Below are 22,053 nucleotides of genomic sequence, written 5' to 3' on the forward strand. Positions count from 1 at the left end.
GCCAGCAGGGCATGGCGGTGATCGTGGCGATGCTGGTGGTGGCACTGGTGGCGGTGATCGCCACTGCGCTGCTGACCCGGCAGGCCGTACAGCTGCGTGCGGTACGCAGCGACCAGCTGCGCATGCAGGTACGCATGGCGGTGGACGCCACGCTGGAGCGCGCGGCGCAGCAGCTGCGTGACGACGCGCGCGAGCAGTTGACTACCGTTGGCAGTGGACGCTGGGCGCGGCCGGTGCAGCTGCAGGCGCCACTGCCGGTGCACCTGCAGCTGGTGGACGCGCAGTCGAGGTTCAACCTGCGCACGCTGCTGGCTGACGGCCAGCCTGCCGCAGAGGCACTGCGTGCGTTCACCTCGCTGTGTGTGGGGCAGGGGCTGCCCCGCGCGGCCTGTGCCAGCGCCGCAACGCAGGTCCAGTCGCGCCTGCGCGATGGCGATCGGCAGGCGCGTGCACCGTTGCCACGTGAGTCGCTGATCGAGCAGGTGCTGGCAGGCGCCGATCCGGTGGCGATACAGGCACTGGCGCGGCGTACGGTGGTGCTGCCAGCGCAGACCCTGGTCAACGCCAATACAGGTGATATCGCCGTACTGCAGGCGGTTGCACCGGGGGTGGATGCCGGGCGCCTGCAGGCGCTGCTGGGCGAGCGCGATCGTGGCCACTGGCTGCTCAACCGCGGTGACATCGCCAACCGGCTGCAGCTGAGCAACGAACAGATGGCGCTGATGCCGCTGGGTATCCACAGCGAGTGGTTCCTGGCGGTAGGGCAGGTACAGGCAGACGGCGCATCGGTGGATTTCCGCGCATTGATCTGGCGCGAGTACCGTGACGACAGCGTGCGTGTGCAACGGGTATGGACAAGGATCGGTGCATGAGCCTGCAGCTGAGAGTGCGCCTGCCGGCGCTGGAACGATTGGATGGGGACAGCGCGGTTGAGTGGGCGCAGCTGCACAAGGACCGCGTGCTGGCCACGGGCAGCGACCCTCTGTCGACGCTGGGCCAGCGCTTTCCGCAGGCGAGGGTGCATGCGAGCCTTGACCCGCAGGACCTGATCCTGCTTGAGCTGCAGCTGCCGCCGCTGCCCGGGCGACGCCTGCAGGCGGCCCTGCAGGGTGAAGTGGAAGCGATGCTGCTGGATGATCTGCAGGAGGTGGCGCTGGGCCATGGCACCCAGGCGGCCGATGGCACGGTGGCGGTGGCGTGGCTTGGCCTGCAGGCGATTGCGCGCGTACAGCAGCAGCTGCAGGAGTGCGGGCTGCAGTTGCAGGCGCTGCACCCAACGCCCTTGCTGCTGCCGTGGGCGGTCGGGCAGGCCACCCTGCAGCTGTGTGGTGAGCAGGTACTGGTCCGCTGTGGCCGTGATCGTGGCTTCGTGCAGTGGTGCGGTGGGCGTGACCTGGCCTCTGTGATGCAGGTGCTGGCCGTGCGCTTGCAGCAGGCCGGGGTGCAGGCAGTGCAGTGGATCGATGCCGTGCCGCCCGCTTGGGCCGAGCGTCTGCCGGCCAGCGTGCTGACGCAGGCGGTGCAGTGCAGCGGTCCGCTGCCTGGCTGGTCACTGCCGTTGCCGGCCTCGGGTGCAGGTGCGCCACGCCTGGCCATCGGTCTTGCGCTGGCGGCGGCAGTGCTGGCTGCGCTGGGCCTGCAACTGCAGGTGTCGCGCTGGCACAGCGAGGGTGAAGCCCTGCAGCATGACATGGCGCGGCAGTTCAGCACGCACTTCCCCGAGATCGACGATGTGGTCGATCCGGTGGTGCAGGCGCGGCGGGCACTGGCGGTGCCGGCAATGCCACGGGCACTTCCCGCCGTGCAGCAGCAGGTTGCCAGCGTGCTGCAGGCCATCCCCGAGTTGGCTGGCCAGGTTCGCAGCCTGCGCTATCAACCGGGCCAGATGGAATTGGAACTGGACGCTGACGCGCAGGTGTTGGCCGAGGACGCGCAACGGCTGGAGCGCTGGCAGCAGGCGATGCAGGCACAAGGGTTGCAGCTTGCGCACGAAGCCGGTGGCCGCTTGCGGATCAGCAGCGGGACTGCGCCGTGACCACACCGGAACTACGGCCGGCGGGCGTCATGCGCGGGCTGACGCAGCGTTGGCAGCGGCTGGCGGCGCGCGAGCGCGCGATGCTGCTGTTGATGGCTGCGGCGATAGCGGCGGCCGCACTGTGGCTGGGCTGGCTGCAGCCGCTGCTTAAGCAGCGCAGCCATTGGCAGGCTGAGCTTCCACGGCTGCAGGCGCAGGCGGCAGCACTTGCACCGCTGCTGCGCGCCCGTGAACAACAGCGGCAGGCGCAAGGCGGGCGGCCGACACTTGCCGGGCTGCGCCAACAGATCACCGCTGCCGGCCTGGCCGGCAGCCTGCATATCGAAACGCGCGACGGGCGCTGGCACCTGCAGGTACGCAGTGTGCCCGCCGATGCGCTCTGGAACTGGCTGCTGCCTCTGCTGGCCGATCCGGCCATCGAACTGCAGCAACTGCAACTGCAACGCACAGGGGACGCGAACATGCCGGCGGCACGGATTTCCGGAAACATCGTGATGGCCGCCCATGGCGGTGGCCATCCATGAAGGCGATGCGCAGCCTGGGCTGCAGCGCGGCATTGGCACTGGTGGTGGGCCTGGCCCATCTTCCGGCGCCGGTGCAGGCGCAGGACGCCAATGGCGAACCGGTGCAGCTGAACCTGGTGGACACCGACATCGGTGGGGTGCTGCGCATGGCGGCACGCTTCACCGGCCGCCAGTTCCTGGTCGACCCCCGGGTGAGCGGCAAGATGACCGTGGTCTCCGATGGGCCGGTCAGCCGCGTGCAGGCTTACCAGCTGCTGCTGGGTGCATTGCGCATGCGCGGTTTTGCCGTGGTCGAAGGCGGGGGCGTCAGCCGGGTGGTGCCGCAGGCCGATGCCAAGCTGCTGGGCGGCCGCGTTGGCGCCGGTGGCGCAGGCGGTGAGATAGCCACGCGCACGTTTGCCCTGCGCTACGAGAGTGCCGCGGCACTGGTGGCGGTGCTGCGGCCGATGATCACCGCGGACAATCCGATCACCGCCAACCCCGGCAACAACACGCTGGTCATCACCGACTACGCCGACAATCTCGAGCGCATCGCGCGGGTCATCGCCAGCGTGGATACACCGGCCGGCATGGACACCGACGTGGTGAAGCTGCAGCAGGGCATTGCCGTGGACGTGGCGGCGATGGTCGCACCGCTGCTGGACGCGCAGGGCGCGGAGCCGGCGCAGAAGGTGGTGGTGATGGCCGACCCGCGCAGCAACAGCGTGCTGCTGCGTTCCAGCAGCCCGGGCCGCACACGCCTGGCGCGGCAGCTGGTGGAGAAGCTGGACAAGGCCCAGGACGAGTCCGGCAACCTGCACGTGGTGTACCTGCGCAACGCCCAGGCCACCCAGCTGGCCGGCGTGCTGCGGGGCGTGGTGGCAGGGCAGAGCGATGCGCCGGCAATGGGCAGCAGCGACGGCATCACTGCATTGCCGGGCGAAACCAGCCGCAATGCCAGCACACCGGCGCAGCCTGCGCAGGGCAAGAGCAAAGGCAATGCGCTGGAATCGCCGCGGCTTGATCCCGGCCGTCGCGAACCGATCGATGCCGGCAGCACCGGCTTCAGCCAGAACGGCATTTCGGTGCAGGCCGACATCGCCACCAACACCTTGCTGATCTCTGCCCCGGAGCCGGTGTACCGCAACCTGCGGCGGGTGATCGACCAGCTGGACCAGCGTCGGGCGCAGGTGCTGGTGGAGAGCCTGATCGTGGAGGTCAACCAGACCGATGCCGCCGAACTGGGCGTGCAATGGATGCTGGGCAACGGTCGCACCTTCGGTGGCACCCACTTCGGCGGCACCACCGGCGGCAGTGGGCTGAACACCACCGCGCGCACCACGCTCGACGTGCTGCCGAAAGACGGGCTGAACATCGGCGTGATCGACGGCACGATCAACCTGCCCGGCGTCGGCCAGATCCTCAACATGAAGGCGCTGGCCAACGCACTGCAGAGCAAAGGCGGCGCCAACATCCTCTCCACGCCAAACCTGATGACGCTGGACAACGAGGCGGCCAGCATCATGGTCGGGCAGACCGTGCCCTTCGTCAGTGGCCGCTATGTGACCGATGGCGGCGGTGGCAGCAACAACCCGTTCCAGACCATCGAACGCGAGGACGTGGGCCTGAAGCTGCGGGTGCGCCCGCAGATTTCCGAGGGCGGCACGGTGAAGCTGGACATCTACCAGGAAGTCAGCAGCATCGATGCGCAGAGCTCGGGCAGCGCCGGCATCATCACCAACAAGCGGGCGCTGGATACCAGCGTGCTGCTTGATGACGGCCAGATCATGGTACTGGGCGGTCTGCTGGAAGACAGCGTCAGCCATGGCCGCGATGCTGTTCCGGGGCTGGGAAAGATCCCGGTGCTGGGCGCGCTGTTCCGCAGCGATACGCGCAAGCGGGCCAAGACCAACCTGATGGTGTTCCTGCGCCCGCACGTGGTGCGCGACCCGGCCGCCGGGCAGCGCCTGACGCGCGACCGCTACGACTACATGCGCAATGCACAGGCGGCCGCGCAGCCGGTACAGAGCTGGGCGTTGCCGGCGCTGCCGGCACCGCAGCTTCCGCCGCAGGACCTGTCGGTGCTGGGCCAGGGCAATGCACGCGATGGCCAGGGCCAGCCGCCGCAGAACGGCAGCCTTGCGGCGTTGTATCCAGCCAGCGAGAGCACTGTGCAGGTGGTGCAGTTCGCGCAGGGGCTGGATGCAGCACGTGCCACGCAGGCCGTGGCACAGGTGCGCGCGCTTGGCCTGCAGGCCTATGCCGAAACCACGCCGGGCGAAACCGGACAGCGACTGCGGGTGCGGGTGGCACGCGACCCGGCCACGCTCGACCCGGCGCTGCAGCAGCTGCGCGGGCTGGGCTACACCCCGGAACTGGTCATCGGCCCATGAGCATGGCCACGCCGCCGCCAGCGCTGCCGTATGCCTGGGTGCGCAGCCACGGGGTGATGCTGGCCGAAGCAGGCGGCGCGCCGGTCCTGCTGGGAACTGCCGAGACCGCCGCCTGGGCGGTGGCCGAACTGCGGCGCCGGCACGGGCCGCTGCCGTTCCAGGTGCTGGATGCGGCGGCCTGGCAGCAGCGGTTGGGCGAGCAGTATCGTGACGGTGGCGATGCCGCTGCGGTGGTGGGCGCGGCCGAAAGTGAAGTCGATCTCGACCGGCTGATGCAGGACATGCCCGAGGTGACCGATCTGCTGGATGCACAGGACGACGCGCCGGTGATCCGCATGATCAACGCCCTGCTTGCACAGGCCGCGCGTGACGGTGCAAGCGATCTGCACATCGAACCTTTCGAAACCCATTCGGTGGTGCGCTACCGCGTCGATGGCACCCTGCGTGACATGGTGCAGCCACGACGTGCGTTGCACGCGGCGCTGGTCTCGCGCATCAAGATCATGGCCCACCTGGATATCGCCGAGAAGCGCCTGCCGCAGGATGGGCGCATTGCGATCCGAGTGGGGGGCCGGCCGCTGGATATCCGCGTCTCCACCGTGCCCACCGGGCACGGCGAACGAGCGGTGCTGCGCCTGCTGGAAAAGGATGCCGGGCGGCTGCAGCTGCAACGCCTCGGCATGGCCGACGATACGCTGGCCACCTTCACCGGGTTGATCCGGCAGCCGCATGGCATCGTGCTGGTGACTGGGCCCACCGGCAGTGGCAAGACCACATCGCTGTATGCGGCACTGGGGCAGCTCGACAGCAGCACCAGCAACATCCTCACGGTGGAAGACCCGGTGGAGTACGACTTTGCCGGTATCGGCCAGATCCAGGTCAACGCGCGCATCGGCATGAGTTTCGGCACCGCATTGCGCGCGATCCTGCGCCAGGATCCGGACACCATCATGATCGGCGAGATCCGTGACCTGGAAACGGCGCAGATCGCGGTGCAGTCGTCGCTGACCGGTCACGGCGTGCTGGCATCGCTGCATACCAACGATGCGATTTCGGCGGTGACCCGACTGGCGGACATGGGCGTGGAACCTTTCCTGCTGGCCTCATCGTTGCGTGGCGTGCTGGCGCAGCGGCTGGTTCGCAGGCTGTGCCTGCAGTGCCGGCGTGCCGAAGTGGATGCCGAGGGCCGCACCGTGTGGCGGGCCGTAGGCTGCCCCGCCTGTGCGAACAGCGGCTACCGCGGGCGCACCGGTATCCACGAACTGTTCGTGGTGGATGAGCGCGTGCGGGCACTGATCCATGAAGGGCAGGGCGAACCTGCGCTGCGCGAGGCCGCGCGGCGCGCCGGCATGCGCACCCTGCGCCAGGACGGGCAGCGCTGGGTCGACAGCGGGGTGACTACGCTGGAGGAGATCCTGCGCGTGACCGGCGACGACTGAGGCGCGCATGGCACTGTTCGACTACCAGGCCGCCAACGCGCAGGGGCGCATCGAGAAGGGACAGCTGGACGCCGACAACGCGCGCGGCGTGCGCCAGCAACTGCGCGGGCGTGGGCTGACACCGGTACAGGTATCAGCCGCACGCAGTGCTGGCAGTGGCTGGGGCACGCGCAGGCTGTCGGCCAGCGAACTGGCCTGGGCCACGCGGCAACTTGCCAGCCTGCTGGCCGCCAGCCTGCCGCTGGAAAGCGCATTGAGCGCCGTGATCGAGCAGGCCGAACGCCCGCACGTTGCGCAGGCACTCACTGCGGTGCGTGCCGATGTACGCGCCGGCCAACGGTTGACCGTGGCGCTGGCGGCGCGGCCGCGCGACTTTCCCGCGATCTATCGTGCCCTGGTGGGTGCGGGCGAAGATTCCGGCGATCTGGCGCGGGTGATGGAGCGCCTGGCCGACTACATCGAAGAACGCAATGCACTGCAGGCCAAGGTGCTGACGGCCTTCATCTACCCGGCGGCGATCAGCCTGGTGTCGGTGGCGATCGTGATCTTCCTGCTCAGCTACGTGGTACCCCAGGTGGTGACAGCGTTCGTGCAGGCGCGGCAGACGTTGCCGATGCTGACCCAGGTGATGCTGGCGGCCAGTGCTTTCGTGCGCGCGTGGGGCGTATGGACGGGGATCGGTATCGGCGCGCTGGTGGTCGGCTGGCGGCTGGCCCTGCGGCGGCCGGAGCTGCGCCTGCGCTGGGACAGCCTGCTGCTGCGCGTACCGATGGTGGGCCGTTTCGTGCTGGGCGTGAACAGTGCACGCTTCGCATCGACGTTGGCGATCCTGCTTGATGCCGGCGTGCCCTTGCTGCGCGCCCTGGACGCCGCACGACAGACACTGGGCAATGCGCTGCTGGCGCGCTGTGCCGATGATGTGGCCGCACGCGTGCGCGAAGGTACTTCGCTTGGCGCTGCACTGAAGGTGCAGAAAGTGTATCCGCCGATCCTGGTGCATCTGGTGGCCAGCGGCGAGAAGACCGGTTCATTGGCGCCGTTGCTCGACCGCGCTGCACAGACCATCTCGCGCGAAATCGAACGCCGCGCGATGGCACTCACTGCATTGCTGGAGCCCACGATGATCCTGGTGATGGGGGGCGTGGTGCTGACCATCGTGCTGGCCGTGCTGATGCCGATCATGGAAATGAACCAGCTGGTGCAGTGATGCGCGAAGCGCATCACGGGTAGCGACGGTCCATGCCCGGCGAGCGCGCAGCGCGGCAGGCTTTCGATTCTCCACACAATCCTCCACACCTTTTCTCGATCTTCCACAGGTTTCTTAAGCGGCCTGTCATCGGCGACGGCCAGCATGTCCCTGTCGCCGCAGAGTGGGCTGGGAGGCCCTCGGCGGCAGCAGGCGTGTAGTGACCGTTCCTCCCTTGGTGTTTCACCTTCGCAGTAAACCCTTCAGGAGAAGATCATGACCAAGTACAAGACCCTGGCCGCGCTGGTTGCTGCCGCGCTGCTCGCCACTGCCGGTGCCGCTTCGGCGCAGACCGTTACCGGTGGTGGCGCTTCGCTGCCGGCCGACCTCTACAAGGGCCAGGCCGACAGCATCCTGCCGAGCAACTTCAGCTACGCCGTGACCGGTTCGGGCACCGGCAAGAAGGCCTTCCTGGAAAACAACTCGGCGCTGTTCGCGACCACCGGCACCGTGCACTTTGCCGGCAGTGACTCGGTGTTGAGCTCGACCGAACTGAGCACCTACACCACCAACTACAACCAGACCAGCAATGCCAACCGCTATGGCAACCTGATCCAGGTGCCGTCGGTGGCTACCTCGGTGACCATTCCGTTCAACAAGGCCGGCGCGGCGGTTGACCTGAGCGTGGCGCAGATCTGCGGTGTGTTCTCCGGTGCGATCACTGACTGGTCGACCATCGATGCCAACCGTAGTGGCCCGATCCAGGTGGTCTACCGTCCGGAAAGCAGCGGCACCAGCGAAATGTTCACCCGCTTCCTGACCGCCGCCTGTGCACCGGAAGTGGCGGCCACCTCGAACCTGGTCGATGGCAAGTTCGCCATCAAGTCGACCTTTGCCGATCTGTACAAGCGTGATGCCAACAACAACCTGCCGGCTTTCCTTGTGGCCGCCCCGGCCACCGGTGGCAGCTCGCTGTACAGCGCCGTGTACGCGCAGGCCGGCCGCATCGGCTATGTGGGTCCGGACGTGATCCCGAGCCTGACCGATGCCACCAAGGTTGCAAAGGTCAAGGGCTTCTCGCCGGACCAGGTGAGCGTGCAGGCCACCCTGGAAACCGTCGCGCCGCCGACCGGCACCGCGGCCGAGAACCCGGCCAACTGGGTGCCGGTGTTCGGCAATCCCTCGGCTGGCTATCCGATCGCCGGCTACACCAACCTGGTCATCGGCCAGTGCTACAAGGATTCGACCGTCGCCAACAGCCTGCGTGGCTTCCTGATGCGCCACTACGCCACTGACTACACCGCCACCCCGGCGCTGGTGGCCCATGCCAAGGCGATTACTGACCACGGCTTCATCCCGCTGACCAAGGCTTGGCGCGATGCGATCCGCAACCGCTTCGTGCTCGCCGGCAACGCCGCCGGCCTGAACAACCCGAGCACCTGCGCTGGCATCGGCCGTCCGCTGTAATCGCGCCCGTTGCTTGCAATCTGTGTTGACCGACGCCGGCCCCTTGGGCCGGCGTCACTTTTTCGGCGAACGTGCGGGTCGGTGCAGCGCATTGCTGTCGGCTTCATGTCACGGGAACCGTCTATCAGTGGCAGGGCACGCGTTGCGCGTGCCTCCCGCTCGCTGCCGCAGCTGCGGCCCACCAGGTTGAAGAGGTTCCGATGTCGCTCCCGCACACGTCCGCTGTTCATTCGGCTGCGCCGATGCGCCGCAAGCACCCGATGGCCTGGGCCATCGCGGTGGCATTGGGAACCCTGGCTGCCCCCGCCAGCCATGCGCAGCAGGCATTCAGCCCGGGCTGGTTCGCCGACCGCGGCGAGGCGCAGGGTGCGGCCGCACAGAGCGGGCGCATGCCCAATGGCGTGCCCATCCAGTTCCAGTTGCCCGCGCAGCAGCAGGACGCGGCGCGGCAGAAGCTGCAGCAGTCGATCGACAACCTGGGTACTGCGGCGCAGGCGATCGCCCTGCAGCAACGCATGCAGGAACAGGCCCGGCAGTCGCGTCGCGAGGCCGGCTTCGTGGTGGCCGATGGATTGGGCAAGGATGGACTAAAGGTCGACGAGAACCCCCTGACGCGCGGCTGGGTGAATGCGCGCGAGGCGATCCAGTCGCAGGGCAGCGATGGCCGCGTACAGGTCAGCATCGAGCAGACGGCTGACCAGGCGATCCTGAACTGGGAAACCTTCAACATCGGTGGAAACACCACCCTGAACTTCCTGCAGAACCCCGACTGGGCGGTGTTGAACCGGGTCAACGATCCCAGCGCGCGGCCCAGCCAGATCCTGGGCCAGCTGAAGGCCAACGGCACGGTGTTCGTTGCCAACCGCAACGGCGTGGTGTTCGGCAACAACAGCCAGGTCAACGTCCGCAACCTGGTTGCTGCTGCCGCACGCATCAGCGACGCGCAGTTCCGTGACAACGGCCTGTACAGCGCCGACACGAACACCTCGGCCCTCACCGATGCAGTGGGCAAGGTCATGGTTGAGCGCGGCGCGCGCATCACCACGCATGAACCAACCAGCGCAACGCGTGGCGGCGGCTATGTGTTGCTGGCCGGCCACAGTGTGGAGAATGCTGGCCAGATCGAGACGCGCAAGGGCCAGGTCCAGCTGGCGGCCGGCGACAGCTTCGTGATCCGCCGTGGCGTGGGTACTGCGGCCAATACCGCTTCGACCACACGCGGCAACGAAATCGCGCCGCGCCTGGTCAACGACAGCAGTGCCGGCAGCGTCCGCAATACTGGCCTGCTGCTGGCCCGCGAGGGCGACATCACCCTGGCCGGACGCAGCGTCGAGCAGGCCGGTGTGGCCGTGGCCAGCACCACGCTGGGCCAACGCGGTACCGTGCACCTGCTGGCCTCGGCCAGTGACACCCGGGCCAAGGTCACCTTGGCCGAAGGCTCGACCACAGCGGTGCTGATCGAAGACGATGGCAAGGCCCGCGCACTGGATACCCAGCGCGATGCACTGCTGAAGGAGTCGGCCGAACAGGATGCGCTTCGTGCAGCGTCGCGGACGACGACCTTCGACAATCTGTCCCTGCACGGCGATCGGCGCGACCAGTCGCGGGTGGAGATCGTTTCCGGGGGCGACATCCATTTCCAGGGCAGCTCGCTGACGGTAGCTACCGGCGGCCAGGTGATCGCCGATGCCGGTCGCCGCAGCCAGCTGGACAACGGCGCGCGTGTGGATGTCTCCGGCGCGGTAGGTGTGCATGTGGCGATGGAAAGCAACAACGTACAGGTGAAGGTGCAGGGCAATGAACTGCGCGATTCGCCCGACAACCGCGACAGCGGCAAGCTGACCAGCAGCGAAGTATGGATCGACCGTCGGCAGCTGATCCACGTGCCGGCGGGCACCGGCGGCCACGAAGGCGATCGCTGGTATGCCGCCGGGGGCCTGCTGGAGGTGGGCGGCTATCTGGACAACCAGGGCCACTCCATCAGCGAATGGGCTGCGCAGGGCGGCACCGTGTTGCTGGGCGGCAGCGAGGTGGTCGCGGCCGCAGGCTCGCGGGTCAATCTGGCAGGCGGTAGCCTGGATGTGCAGAGTGGGGCGATACAGCAGAGCTGGTTGCGCGGCATCGATGGGCAGGTATATCGGCTGGACGACGCGCCGGCGGAGATGCTGTTCGATGGTCTGTACAAGGGCTACGAGGTGAAGCAGGAGCGCTGGGGTGTCACCGAGGCGTTCCGCAATCCCATCGTTTTCGCCGCGCAGCGGACTGACAACGGTTATACCGTCGGCCGCGACGCCGGGCGCCTTGTAGTGTCCGCACCGACCGCGGTGCTGGACGGCCAGGTGGAGACCACCACCTTCCAGGGCGCGCAGCAGGGGCGACGGCCGGATGCTGCGTTGGAAGGCTATGCGCAGGCGCAGACGGCAGTGGCGCGCAACGCCGGGCTGTATCTGGGGCGCTATGACGCCCAGGGTCGCAACGGCGTGTTCGACTCGGACGTGCGTGTTCGCGGCGCAACGACAGCGACAGCGGGTTTGTCGCTGCAGTCGCCGATCGCCAGTGAGCGGCGCAACACGGTCTGGCTGGATGCCGGACTGGTCAACGCGCAGCAGTGGGGCTCCATGGACCTCGCCAGCGCAGGCAGCGTCGCGGTCGACGCACCGCTGGCGCTGCAGGCGGGCGGCGCGCTCAACCTGATCGGCAGCACGGTGAACGTGGCCGGTGACATCCGCATCGTCGGTGGCCAGCTGCAGGCGGGCAACCTGCTGGACGTGCTCGGGCGGCCGACAGCGCTGCTGCGCGATGGCCGCGCCAGCGTCGCCATCGCCGACGATACCCGCATCGATCTTGCCGGTGGCTGGAGCAATGCGGCGTTCGGTGCCGGGCAGGACAGTGGCCGTGCGTGGACCGACGGTGGCAGCCTGCGCCTGCAGAGCAGCCATGACGTCACTGTGGGCAGCCGGGTGGCCATCGATGTCGACGCCGGTGCTGCGCTGGACATGCAGGGCAAGGGCCGCATCGGCAAGGGCGGAGGCGTGAGCCTGCAGGCCAACACTGCCGAGGTGGCTACCGACGGCAGTGGTCGCGTGCAATTGGGTGAAGGCAGCCATATCAGCGGACGTGGCGAGGGCGGCGGCACGTTCGCGCTGGGTACCGGAGGCAAGGCGGTCGTCGGCGCAGCGGAGCAGGACGTGACGGTGCTGCAGCTTGACACCGCCTTGTTCGGCAGTGGTTTCGCGCAGTACGACATCAACGCGCACCAGGGCCTGGAGGTCGCCGACGGTACCCAGCTGGTCGCGCGCATGCCGGGCCTGCGCCTGGCTGAAGACGCACGCACGGCGCGGGATCGTGCCTCCGCGCTGCAGCCGTGGTTGGCACCGTTGTATGCCGCCGATCCGCAGAGTGGGCGCATCCGGCAGCGCAGCGGGGCCAGTATCACCCTGCGCTCGGACCGCAACAGCGTGGGCGGCGACCTTCGGGTGGGCCGCGATGCACGGGTCGCCGTCGATCCGGGCCAGGCGATCACCCTGCTCGGTGCGGGCAACATCGACGTGGAGGGGACGCTGCAGGCCCGAGGCGGCCGCATCAGCATCGACGATGTGCGCCCGGATACGGCGCTGTACGCCGGCCAGCGCAGCGAGCGCACCTGGCGGATCGATGACGGTGCGGTACTGGACGCCAGCGCCGATTCGGTGTCGATGGTCGACGGCGCTGGCCGCCTGCGCGGCCAGGTGCGGACGGGTGGGCGCATCGAGATCGGTGGCGCCCTCGACTGGGAGACGTCGGCTTTCGTCGACAACCGGCCGCCGGAAGCCTTCATCGTGGTCGAGCGGGGCGCGCGCCTGGACGCACGCGGCGCTTCGGCCGAGCTGGACATCGACGGCCAGGGCCGTACCCGGGTCGACAGCGACGGGGGGCAGATAGTGCTGCGTTCGGCCAATGCGCTGTACCTGCAAGGGGCGATGGATGCGGCGGCCGGTGGCAGTGGGGCGCGTGGTGGAACGCTGGGCCTCGCCTTCGGCGGCAGCGTGCATGCACGCGGAGCAACCGAGGAGGTGCTGCGCGAACGGGCGATCACGCTCAGCCAGCAGACTGCGGCCGAGACGTCGCTGCCAGCGCGGCTGGACTATGGGCACGCCGCACTGTCGGTGCAGCAGATCCAGGCCGGCGAATTCGACAATCTGTCGGTCTTCGGCGACATCCGCACGCTTGGCAATGTCGACCTGCGCATGGCCGGGTCCCTGCGCATCCATGGGCAGGGGCAGTCCAGCCTGGGCGTGGCCGCAGGCGCGAGCACCTCCAGCGCGATATCGCTGTCGGCCCCGTATGTGCGCCTTGCGCAGGCGCGCTGGCAGCAGCTGTCGGGCGAGAGCCTGCAGTTCCCCCAGGGTGCGGTGTCAGATACCGCGGGCGATCATGCGCTGGCGGTCAACGGCGATCTCATCGATCTTCGCGATGTCACCTGGCTGCCCAGTTTCGACCATCTCTCGTTGAACAGCCGCAGCGATGTGCGCCTTCTTTCCAGCATCGCCAGCAACGCGGCGGTCAGTTCGCTGCTGGCACCGGGCTCGATCGACCTGACCGCCGCGCGCCTGTATCCGACGTTCGGGGCGGTGGGCCGGGTGGTGGCGGGTGCATCGGCGCAGACCGTGGACACCGTCGACTACTGGGCGAACCCGGATGCGGTGCTGCGCATCCAGGGCAACGGCACAGCATCGGGTGTCCCTGCATCGGCGTTCGGTTCGCTGCGGCTGGTGGCCGCTACCGTGCAGCAGGGCGGTGCGGTGTGGGCGCCGATGGGAACACTGCAGCTGGGTGGTCTGGCCGTGGGCGGTACTGCCGGCGGGCGGGTGGAACTGCTGCCCGGCAGCATCACCTCCACCAGCGGTGCCGGCCTGGCGCTGCCCTATGGCGGTACCGCCGATGGCGTCAACTGGCGCATCGGCAGCCGCAGCGTGGATTCCTTGACCGCTGGTGGCATCAGCTCGATGGGCGTCACCCTGAAAGCCAACCAGGTGAACGTGAGCCCGGACGCGCTGCTGGACATGTCCGGTGGCGGCGACCTGACCGGTGCAGCCTTCATCTCCGGGCGGGGCGGTTCGGTGGACGTACTGCGCACCGCGTTGGCCGATGCCAATCCCCGCTATGCGTTCAGTGCCTCGGGCAACCCGGTGTATGCCATCGTGCCCGGCTATACGGGCGCGTTTGCGCCCACCAGCACCGACGGCTTCGCCGCGCCCGGCATCGGTCAGCAGATCACCGTGCCGGCGGGTGTTCCCGGGTTGCCGGCGGGCACCTACACCCTGCTGCCGGCCAACTTCGCTCTGCAGCCCGGTGCGTTCCGTGTCGAGCTTGGCGCGACCGGTGCGTCCGGCGTCTCCCGGCCGCTTCAGACCGGCACCGGCACCTGGCGCGTGTCCGGCCACCAGCGTGGCGATCTGGGCGGTGTGGAATCGCCGCTTCTGACCGACCTGCTGTTGACACCGGCGGCGGCGGTGCGGCGGCATTCGGGTTACAACGAAACCAGCTACAACGCCTTCGTGCAGGCAACGGCCGACCGCCGCGGCGAATCGCGCGGCTGGCAGACCATCGATGCGCTGGGCCTGACCCTGGCGCTGGGCGAGGGCGCCGGACGCCAGGGCGCGGCGGCAATCGACTTCGCCGGTACCGCGCGCTTTGCCGCCGCCAACGACAAGGGACGTGGCGGCACCCTGGTTGCTTCGATGGCCAACCCGGCCATCGGCACGCTGGAGATCATCGGTGCGGAGGGCGTGGCGCAGGCGCGCGATCGTGGCGTGACCTTCACCGACCAGGCACTCAATGCGTTCCAGCCCGCGCGCATGGTGATCGGTGGTCAGATCAACCAGGCGGCGTCGCAGGTGGCGGTGACCGGCCAGGCCCGCAGCGTGGCGATCCGTTCCGGGGCCACGCTGCAGGCGCCGGAAGTCCTGGTGGCAGCAGCCTCCGGTGGCAGTGGCATTCTGGTCGAAGCCGGGGCGACCGTGGACACATTGCCCTACGCACGCGCCGGCGGCGACGCCGTCGACACGCTGCCCTACCAGGTCACGGGCGGCCTGCTGGCGGTGTCCAACCAGCGCCTGAACCTGATCACCGGTTCCACAGGCGTTGCCGCCGGCCCGGTGGCGATCGATATCGGCGGCTGCCAGGACGCGTGCGAGGGACAAGCGCGCCTGGTGTCCGACGGCAGCATCGCCGTCGCCACCGACGGCACCCTGCAACTGCGCGATTCGGCCAGCTACGGCACGCGCCAGCTGGGCGTCAGCATGGCTGCATTGAACCTGGGCAGCGCCGAAGCCATCGCACAGGCGGCAGCAGCGGGTGCACTGCCTGCCGGCATGACCATGAACCAGAGGGTGCTGCAGCAACTGCTGCGTGGCAACGTGGCTACCGGCGCACCTGCGCTGGACACGCTGAGCCTGGTGGCGCGCGATTCGGTGAATGTATTCGGCAGCGTCGACCTGGATGCGCGCGACAGCGCCACCGGCGTTGGCAGCCTGCGCACGCTGGTGCTGGGTGCGCAGGCGATCCACGGCTATGGGAACGCCAGCGACCGTGCGCGCATCCTGGTGGATACGCTGGTGTGGGATGGTGCGCTGGCGGCCACGCAGGCCCCGGGCAGCAACGCGGCCGTGCCGCCGGCAGAGCCGATGGTGGATCGCTTGGGCGAGGGCCAGCTGGATATCCTCACGCGCACCCTGACGCTGGGGCGTGCGCCGTACAGCAGGCCCAGCTCCGAGGTCGCGGCCAACCGTCGGGTACTTGGCTTCAGCGCGTTGAACCTCGGGGCTTCGGAACAGATGGTGTTCTCGGCGAAGGGAACACTGGATGTGTACCAGCAGCGCGGCGAGTACCTGGCAGACAAGGGCTGGCAGTACAGCGGCGGCAGCGTGGCCATCAGCACGCCCCTGCTGACCGCCGACGCCGGCGCACAGCTGGCCCTGCGCACCGGCGGCAGCTTCGCCCTGCATGGAGGCAACGGCAAGGCCGGTGGTGATGCGCTGGGCAGCGAACTCAGCATCGACGCCGATCGCATCCTGCTGGATAGCACGGTTGCGCTGGCCTCTGGCCGCCTGTCGGCCAGTGCACGCCAGGGCATCGGCGTGGGTGCGCATGCGGCGCTGGATCTGGCGGGTCGCAAGGTCAGCCTGTTCGACGTGGACAAATACAGCTGGGGCGGCGACGTGCTCCTGTCCAGTGACAGTGGCGAGGTGACCACCGATGCCGCCTCGCGCATCGATGTGTCGGCGCGCAACAACCGCGGTGGACGATTGACGGTCAATGCCCTGGCCGGTCGCGCGGATCTGGCCGGACATGTGGACGGCGCGGCCAGCGGCCGCTACGACGCCGGTGGCACCGTGGTGCCCTACGACGCGGGCGAACTGGTGGTGCGTGCACGCCAGCTGCTGGATTTCGCAGGTTTGAACCAGCGGCTGAACAGCGGCGGCGTGACCGGCGCGCGCACCTTCCAGATCGGCGAGGGTGACCTGCAGATCGGCGACGAGGTGAAGGCGCGACGGGTCGACATCAGCGTGGACAAGGGTCGCCTGACCGTGGCCGGGCGCATCGACGCCAGCGGCGAGCAGGTCGGCAGCATCCGCCTGTACGCCCGTGATGCGCTGCAGGTGAACGGCACGCTCGACGCGCATGGCAGCGGCCTGCGTGTGGACAGCTACGGCAAGATCATCGACAGCGCCAACCGAGCGACGGTCGAACTGGGCAGCGCGGCGGGCCAGGTCAGCATCGGCGCTGGCGCCGCGATCGACCTGCGTGCCGGCAGCGGCGTCGCCGTGGGCAGCCAGCGCGGGCAGAACGATGGCGTTGCGCGCGGCACGCTGAAAATCGATGTGCCGCGGATCGGCGCCGATGACGCGGCCATTGCCGTTGCCAACGGTGTGCGCATCACCGGTGCGGCCGACATCCAGGTCAACGGCGTGCGCCGCTATGACGATGCACCGCTGGCCTCCAGCGTGGATGTGCACGGCAACCGGGCGCAGGTCGTGACCCAGCAGTGGCTGGACCAGATCGTCGATCCGGACAACCGTACGTGGATGGACGGGGCGCTGGCCAATGCCGATCTGCAGCAGCGCACCACAGCGCTTGGCAGCCACCGGCTACGTCCGGGCGTGCAGGTGGTGGCGCGCCGTAGTGCGGACAACCCCGGTGGCGACCTGACCGTTTCCGGTGACATCGACCTGTCCGGCTACCGCTACGGTCCCGATGCCGACCGTCTCGACCCTGCACGACGCGGGTTTGGCGAATCGGCCTCGCTGGTGCTTCGGGCCGAAGGCAACCTCAACATCCATGGCAGCATCAACGATGGCTTCGCGCCACCGCCCGCCAACCCGGATGAAGCCGGCTGGGAACTGATCGAGGGTCGTAGCAGTGGTGCCGCCAACACGTCGTTCGGTGGTGGCCTGGTGGTGCCGGTGGACGGCGTACAGCTGCAGCCGGGTACCGAATTCCCGGCGGGCGCCACGCTGAACTATGCGGTACCGGTGGAATCGGCTGTGCTGCCGGCCGGTACCGTGCTGCCCGCAGCGATGACACTCGCCGACAGCTTGCGACTGCCTGCCGGCACCGTGCTCGGTGCGGCGGTGACCACCGCTGATGGGCAGACCTTCGCCGCCGGCACCCTGCTTGACCAGCCGTTGCAGCTGGAGGCGGGCGCGCGCCTGGGTGGCGGCTTCCGTCTGCGCAGCAGCGTGCAGATGGCTGCACAGGATTGGCCCGCCGGTGCTGTGCTGCCGATCGCGTTGCGTCTGGCGCGGGCGGTGGACCTGAAAGTGGGCGCATACATTCCCTCCATGACCAAGGTGGAGCTGGCCACCGATGCGCCGGTGAAGCTGCGACCTGCCGATGCCAATGGCAACCAGGGCCGCAACTGGGCGCTGGCGCCGATGCTGGCGGAAGGCACGACGTCGTGGGACCTGACCGCTGTGGCCGGCGCGGACAGCGACGCTGCCGATCCGCGCACGCGTCGCTGGGGCAGTGACGGCAGCGTGGTGCTGGCCGATACCCATCAGGGATCGGTGGGCACGGTGAAGACCGAGATCATTTTCGTGGGCGACCGCGTGCTGACCGAGCAGGCCTCGCTGGACTGGATGGGGGATACCTCCTATGCCGGCCGCCCGATCGCCGAACTGGCCGACATCTTCGGTTACACCGAAGACGAGTTCTGTGCACTGGCAGACGGTTACTGCGGCCCCGCGCCGCGGCAGGTGGCCGCACAGGGCTCGCTGGATTTCTGGGGCGATGAATCCTACGTCGGCACGTCGGCCAAGGACTTCGCGGCGATCTTCGGCATGACCGAAGACGAGTTCTGCGGATCGGCACCCACCTATTGCTTCGGCGGAGGCACGCAGACCGAGGTGACCACCTACGGCAAGCGCCCCGGCACACCCGCGTGGAGCGTGCTGCGCACCGGCAGGGGAGATCTGGAACTGCTGGCGGCCGGCGACGTGGTGATGAAATCAGGATTCGGCGTCTACACCGCAGGGACACCCACCTCGCTCGGCAACGGTCGTGATGCGGACTTCAATTCGCCGCGTGCGCCGGCGCCCTGGAACAGCGCTCTGCTCGGCAAGGGCGTGGTGCCAGGCAGCTACGATGCTGCACTGGCGGGCTACCAGGCGTGGTATCCGGACCATGGTGGCAACCTGCGCGTGGAGGCCGGGCGAGACATCGTCGGCGATGTGTGGACCGCGCGCGCCGAGTCGGGCAGCACCGACCGGGACATGGCCCTGCATGGCAGTGCCGCAGTGGGCAGCTGGCTCTGGCGGCAAGGCACGGGCAGCACCACCGGGGTGGCGCCGGTACCGACCAGCTGGTGGGTGAACTTCGGCACCTACACCAACGTCTCGGCCACCGTAGACAGCACGCCGCGGATGGTGGGGTTCACCGGCTTCGGTACGCTCGGTGGCGGCAATCTGACGCTTGACGCCGACCGCAATGCCGGTGTGCGCGAGGCGATGGGCGATGCTCTGGGGTTCATGACCGCACCGCACTCGGGCGCGATCGTTGCCGCGGTCGGTTCCACCGGACGGGTCAGTGATGGCCAGCTGTACCTGACCGGCGGTGGCGATCTGCGCTTGCGCACCGGGGGTGTGCTGAATCCCGAGCTGACGGCCACGTTCTCCAGCCTCAACACCGCCAGGGCAGCGCAGGACCTCGATCTCAACGGCACTTTCACCAACCTGCGGGGCAGCCTGCTGCTGGAGGCCGGTCGCATCGGTGGCATGGGCGTGACGCTGGAGAACTACGGCACACTCGGCCGCCAGCGTGCGGCCGACCTGTTCGCCGCCGACAGCGCACGTGCGATGGGCGGTCCGGTGCTGGTGCTGGGCGATGCCACGGCATCGCTGCAGGCGCGCGGTGACGTAGTGCTGGGTGGTGTTGGCGATGCTGGCCGGGTAGCGGTGGCGAACTACAGCGGTGTGACCCAGGACAACGGCAGCCGCGCCGCCGGCACCACGTGGTTCTCGCTGTGGACCGCATCCACCGCCGTGGACCTTTTCAGCGCCGGAGGCGATCTTTCGCCAGGCGTGGCCGGACCCCTGAATCTGAGCGGCAGCAACCTCGGCGCCGAGCAGGTGCAGCTGCAAGCCGGCGGGCGCGATCTGCTGCAGTACTGGCTCTATCCTTCGCGGTTCAGCGCGGTTGCCGCACAGGGCAACATCACCTTCGACCGCCTGAGCATGCAGGACAACACCCAGGACGTACTGCTGCTGGCACCCTCGGCCAGTGGCCGCCTGGATGTACTGGCCGGCGGCGGCATCTTCGCCCAGCCGGGTGCCACCCAGATCGCGCGTTCGGCCGCGGATACACGTATGCCGGGACCGTTCGATCCGGCCTTCATGGCCCAGGTGGGCGATGGCAACGGCAACCTCACGCGGCCGCACCACAATCTGTCGGTGGATGGCCATTCGGCGACGCCGGAGGCGGCATTGCCGCTGTTCGCGTTCGGTCCCAATACACCGTTGTCGAATCTGCCGGGTGCACTATCGCCCAGCCGCTTCTATGCCGTGGGCGGCGACATCATCGGCCTGCAATCGGGTGCGCAGCGTACCTTGGATCGCTCCGGCAGCCAGCGCACGCAGTTTGCTCTGTTCGAGGCGGCTGGTGCGGTGCAGATGCGCGCCGGGCGCGACATCCTGGGTGTTTCGCTGACCGCCCTGAACAGTACAGCCACCGATATTTCGGTGGTGGACGCAGGGCGCGACATCGTACACCTGGATGCCGTGGTGGCCGGTCCCGGCAATCTGGAGGTCAGTGCGGGTCGTCAGCTGCGGCAGGAGGACGTGGGCGGCATCGTCAGCCTGGGCGGCATCGTGCAGGGTGATGCCCGCCCAGGTGCAAGCATTGCGATGACGGCGGGCAGCCAGCACATCGATTTTGATGCATTGCGCACGCGCTACCTCGACCCGGCCAACCTCGCCGATCCAGCGCAGTCGCTGGCGGCGCAGCCGGGCAAGGCGATCAAGATCCATGACAAGGAACTGAAGCAGTGGTTGCAGCAGCGCTTCGGTATCTCCAGCGAAGGCTCGGATGCACTGGCCGTGTTCGACGCATTGCCGAAGGAGCAGCAGCGCATCTTCCTGCGCCAGGTCTACTACGCTGAACTGCGCGAAGGTGGTCGTGAGTACACCAATGCAGAAGGGCCGCGTTTCGGTTCCTATCTGCGCGGGCGCGAAGCGATCGCCACGCTGATGCCGGACAAGGATGCCAATGGCGCAACGATCAACCGTACTGGCGATATCGTGATGTATGGCGGCTCCGGTGTGCGCACCGAAGCGGGTGGCAACATCGAGCTGATGGCGCCAGGCGGGCAGATCGTGGTGGGCGTGCAGGGCGTGGTGCCTCCGGCCAGCGCGGGCCTGGTCACCCAGGGCCAGGGCGACATCCGTCTGTTCAGTCAGGACAGCGTGCTGCTGGGCCTGTCGCGGGTGATGACCACCTTTGGTGGTGACATCCTGGCGTGGTCCGAGCAGGGCGACATCAACGCCGGCCGTGGCTCGCAGACCACGCTGCTGTACACCCCGCCGCGTCGGGTCTACGACACGTGGGGCAACGTCATCCTGTCGCCGCAGGCACCGGCCAGCGGCGCCGGCATCGCAACGTTGAACCCGATCGCCGAAGTGGCGCCAGGCGATGTCGACCTGATCGCGCCGCTGGGCACCATTGATGCAGGCGAGGCAGGTATCCGCGTGTCGGGCAACATCAACCTGGCGGCGTTGCAGGTGCTCAACGCCGCCAACATCCAGGTGCAGGGCGACAGCAAGGGCCTGCCGGTGCTGGCCTCGGTGAACGTCAACGCGCTTGCTTCGGCAAGCGCTGCGGCCAACAGCGCCAGCCAGGCCGCACAGGACGTGATGCGCAAGAGCCAGGACGATGCGCGGCGCAACCAGCCGTCGGTGATCAGCGTGCAGATTCTCGGCTTCGGCAGTGCCAGCAGCAGCATCGACCCGCCAGCACGCGGAAACACAGCCGCCGCCAGCGGCTACGACGTCAACAGCGCCTTCCAGTTCCCGCAGGCGCGCGTAGACGCGGGCAAGCAGCCGACCCAGTAGACCCACGCCACGCGTGGATGGAGGAACGGTGCGGACCAAGGTCCGCACCCACCACGCGCAGAACACAGGATCGGGCCAGCTGCCAGGGAGCGGTGGCGGCACCCGCCAGGACGGCACCGAGGGCAGGGAACAGCCATCAGCGGTGAGGAACACCGACACGGCGCCGCCGGGCGCGGGACAGCGCCCGGCGGCAGGAGGGCGGTAAAGCCACGCCATGCGTGGATGCCTCTCAGTAGATCCACGCCACGCGTGGATGTCGTCCAGTAGATCCACGCCATGCGTGGATGTCGTCCGGTAGATCCACGCCATGCGTGGATGCCGTCCAGTAGATCCACGCCATGCGTGGATGGCAGGGTCAGCTTCAGTGCCGACCAACGGTCGGCACCCACCAGAGCAGCCTTGGCAGCAGAAGCAGGCCCGGCAGTAGATCCACGCCATGCGTGGAT

The 22,053-nt window shown here is 68.4% G+C and carries 8 protein-coding genes; all 8 read left to right on the forward strand.

Annotated elements, in window-relative coordinates; genetic code table 11:
- Nucleotides 1-11 precede the first annotated feature (11 nt).
- The 8 genes from gspK (at nucleotide 12) to K5K93_RS01355 (ending at nucleotide 21,607) form a co-directional block, all read left to right on the forward strand.
- On the forward strand, nucleotides 12-872 hold the full coding sequence (gene gspK / locus K5K93_RS01320) for a type II secretion system minor pseudopilin GspK (RefSeq protein WP_222390920.1): 861 nt from the start codon (nucleotides 12-14) through the stop codon (nucleotides 870-872).
- Nucleotides 869-2,035, forward strand: coding sequence for a type II secretion system protein GspL (gene gspL / locus K5K93_RS01325; RefSeq protein ID WP_222389305.1), 1,167 nt, complete (start codon nucleotides 869-871; stop codon nucleotides 2,033-2,035). The genes gspK and gspL overlap by 4 nt, the downstream gene beginning before the upstream one ends.
- Before the next feature lie 29 nt (nucleotides 2,036-2,064).
- Nucleotides 2,065-2,559, forward strand: coding sequence for a type II secretion system protein GspM (gspM, locus tag K5K93_RS01330; RefSeq protein WP_222389307.1), 495 nt, complete (start codon nucleotides 2,065-2,067; stop codon nucleotides 2,557-2,559).
- Nucleotides 2,556-4,931, forward strand: a complete 2,376-nt coding sequence (gene gspD / locus K5K93_RS01335) for a type II secretion system secretin GspD (RefSeq protein WP_222389310.1) — start codon at nucleotides 2,556-2,558, stop codon at nucleotides 4,929-4,931. Before gspM ends, gspD begins: the two co-directional genes overlap by 4 nt.
- Complete coding sequence (gspE, locus tag K5K93_RS01340) at nucleotides 4,928-6,370, forward strand: type II secretion system ATPase GspE (protein WP_222389312.1); 1,443 nt, start codon at nucleotides 4,928-4,930, stop codon at nucleotides 6,368-6,370. The genes gspD and gspE overlap by 4 nt, the downstream gene beginning before the upstream one ends.
- 7 nt (nucleotides 6,371-6,377) lie before the next feature.
- Complete coding sequence (gene gspF / locus K5K93_RS01345) at nucleotides 6,378-7,577, forward strand: type II secretion system inner membrane protein GspF (protein ID WP_222389313.1); 1,200 nt, start codon at nucleotides 6,378-6,380, stop codon at nucleotides 7,575-7,577.
- Nucleotides 7,578-7,832: 255 nt separating this feature from the next.
- Nucleotides 7,833-9,023, forward strand: a complete 1,191-nt coding sequence (locus K5K93_RS01350) for a substrate-binding domain-containing protein (RefSeq protein ID WP_222389315.1) — start codon at nucleotides 7,833-7,835, stop codon at nucleotides 9,021-9,023.
- 200 nt (nucleotides 9,024-9,223) lie between these two features.
- Nucleotides 9,224-21,607: a filamentous haemagglutinin family protein gene (locus K5K93_RS01355; protein WP_222389318.1), complete on the forward strand. Its 12,384-nt coding sequence runs from the start codon at nucleotides 9,224-9,226 to the stop codon at nucleotides 21,605-21,607.
- Nucleotides 21,608-22,053 lie beyond the last annotated feature (446 nt).

It is taken from the genome of Stenotrophomonas sp. DR822, assembly GCF_019793815.1.
Lineage (GTDB): Bacteria > Pseudomonadota > Gammaproteobacteria > Xanthomonadales > Xanthomonadaceae > Stenotrophomonas > Stenotrophomonas indicatrix.